Source organism: Alloalcanivorax mobilis (assembly GCF_002864685.1).
GTDB classification, from domain to species: Bacteria; Pseudomonadota; Gammaproteobacteria; order Pseudomonadales; family Alcanivoracaceae; genus Alloalcanivorax; species Alloalcanivorax mobilis.
This window is the reverse complement of sequence record NZ_NMQZ01000019.1, coordinates 22,826-34,848: the sequence shown is the minus strand read 5'-3', so window position 1 is coordinate 34,848 and position 12,023 is coordinate 22,826. Positions and strand designations below refer to the sequence as shown.

Annotated in this window: 12 protein-coding genes and 1 other RNA gene; 10 read left to right on the top strand and 3 right to left on the bottom strand. The window is 63.5% G+C overall.

Annotated features, from left to right (window positions below):
• Positions 1-8: 8 nt before the first annotated feature.
• Positions 9-317 carry an RnfH family protein gene (locus tag CGS25_RS11075; RefSeq protein ID WP_101675493.1) on the bottom strand — a complete coding sequence of 103 codons (309 nt, stop codon included), beginning with the start codon at positions 315-317 and terminating at the stop codon, positions 9-11.
• A 7-nt stretch (positions 318-324) separates the two neighbouring features.
• On the bottom strand, positions 325-1,722 hold the full coding sequence (locus CGS25_RS11070; protein WP_101675492.1) for a sodium-dependent transporter: 1,398 nt from the start codon (positions 1,720-1,722) through the stop codon (positions 325-327).
• A 140-nt stretch (positions 1,723-1,862) separates the two neighbouring features.
• On the opposite strand from CGS25_RS11070, the gene smpB reads away from it, so the two are divergent.
• The gene (gene smpB / locus CGS25_RS11065; protein ID WP_089033296.1) at positions 1,863-2,339 is read left to right on the top strand and encodes an SsrA-binding protein SmpB; all 477 of its coding nucleotides are present in this window, start codon (positions 1,863-1,865) and stop codon (positions 2,337-2,339) included.
• 24 nt (positions 2,340-2,363) lie between these two features.
• On the opposite strand, the gene CGS25_RS11060 is transcribed toward smpB, so the two are convergent.
• On the bottom strand, positions 2,364-2,654 hold the full coding sequence (locus tag CGS25_RS11060; protein WP_089033297.1) for a hypothetical protein: 291 nt from the start codon (positions 2,652-2,654) through the stop codon (positions 2,364-2,366).
• A 313-nt stretch (positions 2,655-2,967) separates the two neighbouring features.
• Here CGS25_RS11060 and ssrA point away from each other — a divergent pair.
• The 9 genes from ssrA (at position 2,968) to nuoF (ending at position 12,011) form a co-directional block, all read left to right on the top strand.
• Positions 2,968-3,323: a transfer-messenger RNA gene (ssrA, locus tag CGS25_RS11055) on the top strand.
• Positions 3,324-3,983: 660 nt separating this feature from the next.
• Complete coding sequence (locus tag CGS25_RS11050) at positions 3,984-5,006, top strand: ABC transporter substrate-binding protein (RefSeq protein ID WP_101675491.1); 1,023 nt, start codon at positions 3,984-3,986, stop codon at positions 5,004-5,006.
• A complete protein-coding gene (locus tag CGS25_RS11045; protein ID WP_101675490.1) occupies positions 5,003-5,818 on the top strand; it encodes an ABC transporter permease in 816 nt (271 codons plus the stop codon). Before CGS25_RS11050 ends, CGS25_RS11045 begins: the two co-directional genes overlap by 4 nt.
• Before the next feature lie 191 nt (positions 5,819-6,009).
• A complete protein-coding gene (locus CGS25_RS11040) occupies positions 6,010-6,765 on the top strand; it encodes an ABC transporter ATP-binding protein (protein WP_089033300.1) in 756 nt (251 codons plus the stop codon).
• A 352-nt stretch (positions 6,766-7,117) separates the two neighbouring features.
• Entirely contained in the window at positions 7,118-7,546 is a 429-nt protein-coding gene (locus CGS25_RS11035; RefSeq protein WP_089033301.1) for an NADH-quinone oxidoreductase subunit A, read from the top strand.
• A gap of 9 nt (positions 7,547-7,555) precedes the next feature.
• Positions 7,556-8,245: a NuoB/complex I 20 kDa subunit family protein gene (locus CGS25_RS11030; RefSeq protein ID WP_089033302.1), complete on the top strand. Its 690-nt coding sequence runs from the start codon at positions 7,556-7,558 to the stop codon at positions 8,243-8,245.
• Positions 8,246-8,365: 120 nt separating this feature from the next.
• Entirely contained in the window at positions 8,366-10,147 is a 1,782-nt protein-coding gene (nuoC, locus tag CGS25_RS11025) for an NADH-quinone oxidoreductase subunit C/D (RefSeq protein WP_089033303.1), read from the top strand.
• Positions 10,148-10,161: 14 nt separating this feature from the next.
• Positions 10,162-10,662, top strand: coding sequence for an NADH-quinone oxidoreductase subunit NuoE (gene nuoE, locus CGS25_RS11020; RefSeq protein WP_101675489.1), 501 nt, complete (start codon positions 10,162-10,164; stop codon positions 10,660-10,662).
• The gene (nuoF, locus tag CGS25_RS11015; RefSeq protein ID WP_101675488.1) at positions 10,659-12,011 is read left to right on the top strand and encodes an NADH-quinone oxidoreductase subunit NuoF; all 1,353 of its coding nucleotides are present in this window, start codon (positions 10,659-10,661) and stop codon (positions 12,009-12,011) included. The genes nuoE and nuoF overlap by 4 nt, the downstream gene beginning before the upstream one ends.
• Positions 12,012-12,023 lie beyond the last annotated feature (12 nt).

Here is a 12,023-nt window from a genome sequence, read left to right as displayed (position 1 = left end):
CGGCGGTTTCAGGCGTCGCCGGTGGTCGGCGCTCGCCGGGCGCGGGCGCGGCGAGCGGCTTTCGGGTCCACCTCAAGGGGCCGATAAATTTCCACCCGCTCACCGTCGCGCAACACCCGCGTCGCCGGCTCGGGCTCCAGCTTGCCAAACACTCCCATCGGCGCCGACGCCAGGTCCAACCCCTCGAACACGGTATCCAGAGCGGACAACCGGGCCGCCTCCACCATCGTGGTGCCCGGCGGCACCCGCAAGGCGACCAGACGTTGCCGATCAGGCAGCGCGTACACCACTTCCACGCCGATCAACGCCTCATCCATGACCGCCTCAGTCCAGAGCGCCGGTCAAAAAGCCAATCAGGATCGCCAATACCCCGAGCGGCGCGACAATTCGCACCATCGCTCGCCACACCATGTAGAGCACGAAGCTCTTCATACCCAACTCTTTGCGCACCTGGGTTTCCTTCATGATCCAGCCCGCGAAGATGGCAATCAGCAACCCACCCAGTGGCAGCATGATGCTGGTGGAGAGAAGCTCGATGTTGTCGAAGAAGCTGCCACCCAGGAAGGTGTAGTCTTTCCACACATTGAACGACAGCACCGAGCCGACGCCGAGCAGCCAGGCGGCCAGCCCCACCAGCAGCGAGGCCAGCCAGCGCCGCATACCCCGCTCCACCAGCCAGGCCACCATCGGCTCACCCAGGGAAATCGATGAGGTCCAGGCGGCGCACACCACCAACACGAAAAACAGGGTGCCGAACAACAGACCACCGGGCATCTGACCGAACGCCAGCGGCAGGGTCACGAACATCATGCCCGGCCCCTGAGCCGGCTCCAGCCCGCCGGTGAACAACAGCGGGAAAATCGCCAGCCCCGCCCCCAATGCCACCAGCGTATCCAGCGCGGCAATGATCACCACCGAAGACACAATCGACACCGACCGGGTCTGCCCGCTCTTCTTATCGCGTAACTCCCGAGGCATGTAGGCGCCGTACGCCATGATCGCGCCCATGCCCAGGCTCAAGGTGAAAAAGGCCTGGCCCAGCGCATCCAGCACCGCCTGGCCGGACAATTTGGAGAAATCGAACGCGAACAGGAAATCGACACCCTGGGCAAACCCGGAGGTGGTGGCCGCGTAACCAATCAACACGATCAGCAGCACGAACAACAGGGGCATCAATATCTCGACGGCGCGCTCCAGGCCTTTTTTCACGCCCATCGCCACCACCCCCATGGTCAGCACCATGAACAGCGTGTGCATCCCCAGCATCAACCAGGGGTTGGCCTGCATGGCCTGGTAATGGGCCTGGGAATCCGCCGCGCTGATGCCCTGGAACACCCCTTGCAGCGCTTCCCAGGCGTAATACAGCGCCCAACTCGCCACCGTGGAGTAGAAAGAGAGAATCAGGAAACCGGACAACGCGCCAAGATAACCGATCACCGCCCAGCGGCGCGTCACCTTGTTGTCCGTGGCCAGCTTTTTCATCGAGTGAATCGGGCTCAGGCCACCACGCCGGCCGAGCATCACCTCCGCGATCATAATGGGCACGCCCATCACCGCGATGCACGCCAGGTACAGCAGCACGAACGCGCCGCCGCCGTACTCCCCGGTGATATAGGGAAACCGCCAGATATTGCCCAGCCCCACGGCGGAGCCGGTGGCGGCCAGAATAAACACCCAACGGCTGGCCCACATGCCGTGGGCCGGCTTGTCCTGTTTTTGCATCCGTCGCTTACCCCTCGATGAAGTGCGGCCATTGTCTTGGTTTTGCCCGGGTCGCTCAAGGGAGCCGGCAAAGCGCCGCCGTCATCGCTGCGCTCACGGCCCTCGCCAGAACCCCGGCCACTCTCTATAATCGCCGCCCCATGGGCAAATCAAAAAAGCACAAGTCGTCACCGAACGCCATCGCGCTCAACCGCAAGGCGAAGTTCGACTATCATCTGGAAGAGTTTTTCGAGGCCGGTCTGGCGCTGGAAGGCTGGGAAGTGAAATCCCTGCGCGCCGGCAAAGCCAACCTGTCCGAAGCCTACGTGCTGCTGCGCGATGGCGAGGCGTTTCTGTTTGGCGCCCGCTTCGAGCCTCTGCCCACCGCCAGCACCCACATCAACCCCGACCCGATACGCAGCCGCAAGCTGTTGCTGCACCGCAAGGAGCTGGGGAGAATTTTTGGCGGCGTTCAGAAAGAGGGCTTTACCTGCGTGCCAGTGAACCTGCACTGGCACCATGGGCGGGCCAAACTGGACATCGCCCTGGCCAAGGGCAAGCAGAAATTCGACAAACGCGCCACCGAACGGGAACGCGACTGGAGCCGCCAGAAGCAACGCATTCTGCGGCGGGGTTAACCCGCCGCTGCGCCGCCAGGGGCGCTACAGCGCCTTGCCGGTACGCCGGCGTGGCGCGGCAAGCCGCTTCACCCCATCGCGCAGGCGCCAATAGACCTGCAACCAGGCACGCAATACCGCCGGCAGGAAATACACCGCGAACAACACCACCGCGATCCGGCTCTCGCCACTGGCGGTGGCCACCACGGCGATGCCTGCCGCGTACAACGCCACCGCCAGCACCAACTGCAAGCTGTACGACAGTAGCGGACGCGCCGTGACCGGCGCCAGGGTCTTCTCGGTAACCGCTTTAGCTGACCGAAAGATCGTCTTCATTTCCTTGCTCCTCAATGAATGACAACGCTTTGATCAACGGCCTCTTTATCAGTCTCATTGGGGGGCTCGCTGTAAAGTCATCGTGTGATCCATGGGCCCGCCACCCACCCCCCGGCTTGTGGCCGCGGGAGGCCGCGCCACCCAGCCGCACCCCGTGCGACACACCGATGATGCGCCCCTGCGATGACAATCCCATGTCTTTGAGTCCGATTGTCGGACAATAACTGTAAAGCCCTGTAAACCCCCTTATTTTCAACACACTATTGTCTTCGACTTCCCCGTCCCCATCTTCTACAATGATCGATCACCAACAGGGGGCGACATGGATTCGACGCCGGTATTGAACTCTGTGGTGCATGCCGAGTAGGTCACAGTGCTCGTAACCACCTTGTGGCACACTAAAGTAATCGCAAACGACGATACTTACGCACTAGCAGCTTAAACCCTGCTTATCGCCAATCGACCCAGCCTGTGGGGAAGAGCGGCGAGCATCGCTACACAGGATCGCAGCAACGTCCGTCCCGGATCGCGCTGTTAAAACCTTAGGGACTCGGTGACTGCGCCCTGTCGGTCGGGCCGCAGCCACTTAAATCAATAGACATGACTAAGCATGTAGATCCATAGATGGATTGCTGGCGGACGCGGGTTCGATCCCCGCCGCCTCCACCAGACACAAAAAAAGGCTGGCCCCACGGGGCCGGCTTTTTTTGTGTCTGGTGGAGGCGGCGGGTTGAGGAGCCAAGTCCCGGGTTCGACCAGGAGCGGGCCGTACCGGCCAGCGACGCAGGACGTTATCGCAACGCGATGACGGTCCCGACCAAAGGGAGGGATGGGGAATCGTTAAAGCGATTCCCCACCTCCCCGCCGCCGCCCACAAAGAGCCCTGACCGAAGGTCAGGAGGCCCTATAAAAGTCAGCACAACGAATCGGCTTTTTGTGGTTCATCGCGGATTGACGAAAAAGTGTGCTGATTTATCAGGCTCCCTGGGCGGTGGCGGTGCTCTGAGGGTGAATCGAGGACAAAGCGGGCAATCGGGTCGGGCTCGACCAGAATTCGGCGGTACCGGCCAACCCCTGCGAACGGATTACCCGACCGACGGCTGCGCTGCTACAATCCTCCGCCGACCTCAAGACACAAACCGTTCAACGGCAGCCCTTGCATACCCAAAGAACCAATCCGTCTTTGTGCGCCGGCGCGACACCGCTATAGTCGACCACCGCCGCTCGAGGCGACACGCCCGGGTCGCCACCGAACCAACGGTGCGGCACCCGTCGGTGCGGCACCCGTCGGTGCGGCACCCGATAAAGCCGACAGAAGAGAGAGCGCCCATGTTCGCAGCGTCCCGCCGCCGGATTCGCCTGGTTCTGATTCTGATGCTCCTGCCGCTGACCTTCACGGCCCGCGCCGACGACATCACCCTGCGCGTCGGTTACATCCCAATCATGCCGATGGCGCAGTTGTTCGTGATGGACGGCGCCGGCTGGACCGACGATGCCGGCCTCAATCTCAAACTCACCCGGTTTTCTTCCGGCCCGGCCATGGTTCAGGCGCTGGCTTCCGGCACCCTGGACGTGGCCTACATCGGCATCGGCCCGGCCATGGTGTCCAAGGCCAAGGGCGTGCCGATCAAGGTCGTGGCCGCCAACGTCTACAACCAGATGGCGGTGATCGCCCGTGGCGACTTCGCCAAGGCCTGGCAAGCCGAGCCCGGCGCCAATGCAGTCAAGGCATTCGAGAAAGCACAGCAGCGCAAACTGAAGATCGCCACTCTGCCGAAGGGCTCGGTGCCGGACACCGTTTTGCATTACTGGGTTGAAAAACAGCTGGGCCTGAAACCGGATCAGGTGGAGATCATTGGCATGGGCGCCACGGCGGTCCAACAGGCGCTGCTGGCCGGCTCCGTGGACGCCGCCTCGATCATGGAACCGGTCCTCACCGTGGCCGGCGAGCGCCTGCCCGACGCCAAGGTCATCGCCCGTGGCGATGACATGATGCCCCAGCATCCCGGCGCCGTGGTCGCGGTAACCGAACAGGCCCTCGACGCGCACCCGCAAGAAATCCGCAAGCTGGTGGCGCTGCACGCCAGGGCCACCGACCTGCTCAACAACCACCCCGAGCAGGCAGCGCCTTATCTGGCCGACTTCATCGGCAAGGGCCTGCTGCCCGAGGCTCTGCTGCAACGCGCCTTACAGGCCGAACAAGGCCACTTCGTCGCCGCTCCCCGACAGCTGCTCGAGGGCACCAAACGCCTTAACGAGTACCAGCAAGCGATTGGCGTTGGCCGCGGTGAGCTGGACGTGGACGCCCTGTTCGATGACGACTTTTACAATAAGGCCACCGCCAAACAATGAAATCGCCGGTTCGCCTGCTCAGCGCCTTGCTGGGCCTTGTCGCCCTGGGCGTGATCTGGGAAGGCTTGTCGCGCAGCGGGGTGATGTCGCCGATGGTGATCCCGCCCCTGAGCGCGGTGCCCGAGGCGTTTTTGCGTGAGTGGCAGTCCGGTATCTGGCTGGACAAGGTGCTTGCCAGCCTTCGCCATTACCTGATCGGCCTGCTGATCGGCTCGGTGCTGGGCGTGCTGGCCGGCATCGTGGTGGCCAGCATGCCGCGCGTGGAAGCGGCGCAGGCCGGTCTGGTGCGCGTGCTGCGACCGATTCCGCCACTGGCCTGGATTCCGTTCGCGATCATCTGGTTTGGCGTCACCGAAACCGCCGCCACCTTCATCATCGCCATTGGCATCTTCTGGATTAATTACTACACCTCCCTGGGCGCGGTGCAGTCCGTCGACAAGGGCCTGCTGGAACTGGCCGACGCCTTTGGCCACACCGGCACCACCCGGCAGATGTTCAAGGTGTCGCTGCCAGCCGCCTCGCCGGGCATTCTCGGCGGCCTGCGCGCCGGCATCGGCCAGGGCTGGATGACCGTGGTGGCCGCCGAACTGTTCGGCATTCCCGGCATCGGCCAGCGCATGATGGACGCCTCCGGCCTGCTCGCCACCGATGTGGTGGTGGTCTACATGCTGACCATCTCCGCGCTTTACGCCCTGACCGACACCCTGTTCGTGCTGGTCCGCAACCGGATATTAGGGCCTGTTCACACTAATTTTGATGGCCGCGTTGCTGCCCCAAAGCGGGCCAGGCAAGGCGCGAGGAGAGAGGTTTAGTATGCTAAATGACCGACGAGCAACACCGCCTGGCCCGCTTTGGGGCGCAACCCGAAGGGCCGGGGCCGTTTGCGCGCAATCCCGCGTTGCAGTTCGCTTGTGTGGCGGCCCACACCGCGCTCACCGCGCCTTGGTTTGCGCGAAACCGGCCTCCGGCGCGACCATCAAAATGAGTGTGAACAGGCCCTAGTATGGCAAACATCGTAGAGGCCCGTGATCTGGCGCTGGGCTACTGGCGCGACAAGGAACCGGTGGCGGTGCTCTCGGGCCTGGATCTGTACATCAAGCGTGGCGAATTCCTGACCCTGGTGGGCCCTTCCGGCGTCGGCAAGTCCACCCTGCTGCGCGCCATCATCGGCCTGAGCCGGCCGCTCTCCGGCACGCTGGACGTCAACGCTCACCCAAACCCCGGCGGCCGCCCCAGCGCCCTGGTGTTTCAGGACCCGCGCCTGATGCCCTGGCGGCGGGTGCTCGGCAATGTGCTGTTCGGCCTGGAAGCGTTGGACCTCAGCCGCACGGAACGTGTGCGGCGCGCCCGCGAGGCGCTGGCGAAAGTGGGGCTCGCGGACTATGAAAAACGCTTCCCCATGCAGCTCTCCGGCGGCCAGCGCCAACGTGTTGGCCTGGCCCGGGCGCTGGCGGTGCAACCGGATCTGCTGCTGATGGACGAACCGTTCGGCGCGCTCGACGCCATCACCCGGGAAAATCTGCAAGACCAACTGCTGGATCTGTGGCGCAACAGCGGCATCACGGTGATCTTCGTTACCCATGACATCGAGGAAGCGGTGTACCTTTCCGACCGCGTCATGCTGCTCTCCGGCACGCCGGCGGCGGCCACCTCCGAGCACCGCATTGATCTGCCACGCCCACGCCGGCGGGACGAAGACACCATGACCTACATCGGCGAGATCAAACAAAGCCTGGCCGACGCCTTCCAAGGAGCCTGACGGGCCTGCCGGCCCCCTGGCGGCGGCCACGGTGGCGAGCAATGTCCGCTGCGCCGCCGGGCAACACGCACCGCCCGCCAACGCAGCGCTCAGCCGGTGTTTACCCGCGCCGCCGTCGCTTCCGGCCAGCGCGTGGCGAAAAACACCCGGTATACGCGCTGAACCGCACCAATGAGTCGCGAACGCCCTTCTTCAGAGCAACTGAATACGGCATTCGTGTTTACCTTACTAATAGTAAGGGTGTAGACTTTGCGCCGTTCTTTCCCCGGCTTTATCGCCGTTTCGGGAAGCGCCCTGTAGCTCACCGCGCGTCATTCCAGATGGCGCCCGCCAATCAGGGGATGCCTGCTATATGTCTGACGTTACCGCTGCACTTACGCACCAATTGGCGCATCACTGGGCCGTGGCCGTTTTCATGTTCGGCGTGGTCGCCATGTGCGCCTTTATGCTGGGCGTGGCCAGCCTGCTTGGCGGCCGGGCGTCCGGTCGCAGCAAAAACGCCCCGTTCGAATCCGGCGTGGTGCCCACCGGCGATGCCCATCTGCGTTTTTCCGCGAAATTCTATCTGGTCGCCATGTTGTTCGTGATCTTCGACGTGGAGGCGCTGTACCTGTTTGCCTGGGCCGTCTCGGTTCGCGAAAGCGGCTGGGCGGGCTTTATCGAAGCAACCATCTTTATCTCGATTCTGCTGGCGGGTCTGTTCTACCTGTGGCGCGTGGGAGCCCTGGAATGGGCCCCCAAGGCGCGCCAGAGCCGGCAGCGGGCAACGCCCAAACAGTGAGGTCTGGTGATGCAATATAAACTCACCCGGGTCAATCCTGACCGGGCCAATCCAGATGCGGACAACGAGCGGTATCCCATCGGCGAACGGCAGACCGTGCCCGACCCCATGGAAGAGCAGGTTCACCGCAGCATTTATATGGGCAAGCTGGAAGAGGTGCTGCACTCGGCGGTGAACTGGGGCCGCAAGAACTCCCTGTGGCCTTACAACTTCGGCCTTTCCTGTTGCTACGTGGAAATGACCACCGCCTTCACCGCCCCCCACGACATCGCCCGCTTCGGCGCTGAAGTGATCCGCGCCTCCCCCCGCCAGGCGGATTTCATGGTCATCGCCGGCACCTGCTTTATCAAAATGGCGCCGGTGATCCAGCGCCTCTATGAACAGATGCTGGAGCCCAAGTGGGTGATCTCGATGGGCTCGTGCGCCAACTCCGGCGGCATGTACGACATCTACTCCGTGGTGCAGGGCGTCGACAAATTCCTGCCGGTGGACGTCTATGTGCCGGGCTGCCCGCCGCGCCCGGAAGCCTTTTTGCAAGGGCTGCAGTTGCTGCAGGACTCGATCGGCAAAGAGCGCCGCCCGCTCTCCTGGGTGGTCGGCGACCAGGGCGTATACCGCCCCGAGATGCCTTCGCAAAAGGAGCTGCGTCGCGAGGAGCGCATTCAGGTCACCAACCTGCGCAGCCCCGACGAACTCTGAACACGGGCCGCGAGGCGGCCGGAAGACACGTCATCACGACGGGCCTTCACTACCCTGCCAAGGGACCGGGCGAGTGCCGTGCACGCACCACCGGTAACCGTTTTTGGGACATGATCTGACATGAGCGCAAACAGTGCGACCGCGGTGCCACCCTACACAGAGAACGACCCTCAGGTGGTTCAGGAGCTGACCGAACGCTTCGGCGAACACGCCTTCACCCGGCAAGCCACGCGCACCGGCATGCCGGTATTGTGGGTGGGGCGTGACCGGTTGATCGAGGTGCTGCGCGCGCTGCGCGATCTGCCCCGTCCTTACGTGATGCTGTATGACCTGCACGCCATGGACGAACGCCTGCGCACCCACCGCGACGGCCTGCCAGCGGCGGACTACACCGTGTTCTACCACCTGCTGTCGATCGAGCGGAACAGCGACGTGATGATCAAGGTGGCGCTCAACGAAGCGGATCTCAACCTGCCCACCGCCACCGGCATCTGGCCCAACGCCAATTGGTACGAGCGCGAAGTGTGGGACCTGTACGGGATTACCTTCACCGGCCACCCGCACCTGACCCGCATGCTGATGCCGTCCACCTGGGAAGGCCACCCGCTGCGCAAGGACTACCACGCTCGCGCCACCGAGTTCGACCCGTTCAGCCTGACCGCCGCCAAACAGGACCTGGAGCAGGAGGCGCTGCGTTTCAAACCCGAAGACTGGGGCATGAAGCGCCAGGGCAAGAACGAGGACTACATGTTCCTCAACCTGGGCCCCAACCACCCCTCCGCCCACGGTGCGTTCCGGATCATCCTGCAGCTTGACGGCGAAGAGATCGTCGATTGCGTGCCGGAGATCGGCTATCACCACCGTGGCGCGGAAAAAATGGCCGAGCGCCAGTCCTGGCACAGCTACATTCCCTATACCGACCGCATTGATTACCTGGGCGGGGTGATGAACAACCTGCCCTATGTGCTCTCGGTGGAAAAACTGGCCGGCATCACGGTGCCCGAGCGCGTCGAAGTGATCCGCGTGATGCTGGCGGAATTCTTCCGCATCACCAGCCATTTGTTGTTCCTGGGCACCTACATCCAGGACGTCGGCGCGATGACCCCGGTGTTCTTCACCTTCACCGACCGCCAGCGCGCCTACGACGTGATCGAAGGCATCACCGGTTTTCGCCTTCACCCGGCCTGGTTCCGCATCGGCGGCGTCGCCCACGATCTGCCGCGCGGCTGGGAGAAGCCGGTGCGCGACTTCATCAAGTGGCTGCCCAAGCGCCTCAACGAGTACCAGAAGGCGGCCATGGACAACAGCATTCTGCGCGGCCGCACCGTCGGGGTGTCCAAGTACACCACCGCCGAGGCACTGGAATGGGGAGTGACCGGCGCCGGCCTGCGCGCCACCGGACTCGACTTCGACCTGCGCAAGACGCGGCCCTACTCCGGCTACCAGAATTTCGATTTCGAGATTCCGTTGGCCGCCAACGGCGACGCCTATGACCGCTGCATCGTGCGCATCGAAGAGATGCGCCAGAGCCTGCGCATCATCGAACAATGCCTGAACAACATGCCCGAAGGCGCCTATAAGGCCGATCACCCGCTCACCACGCCGCCGCCCAAGGACCGCACCCTGCAGCACATCGAGACGTTGATTACCCACTTTTTGCAGGTCTCCTGGGGCCCGGTGATGCCGGCCAACGAGTCGTTTCAGATGATCGAAGCCACCAAGGGCATCAACAGTTATTACCTGACCAGCGACGGCAGCACGATGAGTTACCGCACCCGGATTCGCACCCCGAGCTTCGCGCATCTGCAGCAGATTCCAGCGGTGATTCGCGGCTCCATGGTGCCGGATCTGATCGCCTATCTGGGCAGTATCGATTTCGTGATGGCCGATGTGGATCGGTGAGGGAGACTGTCGAAATGAGCAATAACGCCCTGATCATGACGGACCGCTTCGAGCTGAGCGGCGCCCTGCGCGCGGCCATTGAAGAAGAGATGCACCACTACGAAGATCCACGCTCGGCGTCCATCGAAGCGCTCAAGATGGTGCAGAAGGAACACGGCTGGGTGCCCGACGGCGCCATCTACGCGGTGGCCGGGGTGCTCGGCATTCCCGCCAGCGACGTGGAAGGCGTGGCCACCTTCTACAGCCAGATTTTCCGCCAGCCGGTGGGCCGCCACATTATCCTGGTGTGCGATTCGATGACCTGCTTTATCGGCGGCCATGAATCGCTGATCGACCGCCTCGGCGAGCACCTGGGCATCGGCATCGGCCAGACCACCAGCGACGACCGCTTCACGCTGCTGCCGGTGTGCTGCCTGGGCAACTGCGACAAGGCCCCGGCGGTGATGATCGATGACGACACTTTCAGCAGCGTGACGCCGGATTCGCTGCTGCAACTGCTGGAGCAATACCCATGAGCCTGACCTCTCTCGGCCCGATCAACAGCAGCGCTCGCAGCGAGGAACAGCACCCCCTGACCTGGCGTTTGCGTGAAGATGGCGCGCCGGTGTGGCTGGATGAGTACCGCGCCAAAAACGGCTACCAGGCCGCCGAAACCGCGCTCAAACAGGCCCCCGACGATCTCGTCAACCAGGTCAAGGAAGCCGGCCTCAAGGGCCGTGGCGGCGCCGGTTTCCCCACCGGCGTGAAATGGAGCCTGATGCCCAAGGACGAATCCTTGGACATCCGCTACCTGCTCTGCAACGCCGATGAAATGGAACCCAACACCTGGAAGGACCGCCTGCTGATGGAGCAGCTCCCCCATCTTCTGGTGGAAGGCATGCTGATCAGCGCCCGCGCCCTGAAAGCCTACCGCGGTTACATCTTCCTGCGCGGCGAATACGTGGACGCGGCCCGCCATCTCAACCGCGCCATCGTGGAAGCCCGGGAAGCCGGCCTGCTGGGCAAGAACATTCTCGGCAGCGGCTTTGATTTCGAGCTGATCGTGCACACCGGCGCCGGCCGCTACATCTGCGGCGAGGAAACCGCGCTGATCAGCTCACTGGAAGGCCGCCGCGCCAACCCGCGCTCCAAGCCGCCGTTCCCCGCCGCCGTGGGCGTGTGGGGCAAGCCGACCTGCGTCAACAACGTGGAAACCCTGTGCAACGTGCCGTCGATCATTGGCAACGGCATTCCCTGGTACCAGGGGCTGGCCCGCGAAGGCAGCGAAGACCACGGCACCAAACTGATGGGCTTTTCCGGCAAGGTCAAAAACCCCGGCGTCTGGGAATTGCCCCTGGGCATCCCGGCCCGCGAGCTGTTCGAAGACTACGCCGGCGGCATGCGCGACGGCTACACCCTGAAAGCCTGGCAACCCGGCGGCGCCGGCACCGGCTTTCTGTTGCCCGAGCACCTCGACGCGCAGATGTTTTCCGGTGGCATTGGCAAGGTCGGCACGCGCATGGGCACCGGCCTGGCCCTGGCCGTGGACGACTCGGTGAGCATGGTGTCGCTGCTGCGCAACATGGAAGAGTTTTTCTCGAGGGAGTCCTGCGGCTGGTGCACGCCCTGCCGTGATGGCCTGCCGTGGTCGGTGAAGATTTTGCGCGCCCTGGAACGCGGCGAAGGCAACCCCGGCGACATCGAGACCTTGCTGCAACTGGTGAGCGGCCTGGGCCCGGGCAAAACGTTCTGCGCCCACGCCCCCGGCGCGGTGGAGCCGCTCGGCAGTGCGATCAAATATTTCCGCGACGAGTTCGAAGCAGGCGTGAGCAAGGAAAGCGGCACCGAAGACGTCGCAACACTGCAAATGGATATCGGCGCGTAATCAATGGCCGCC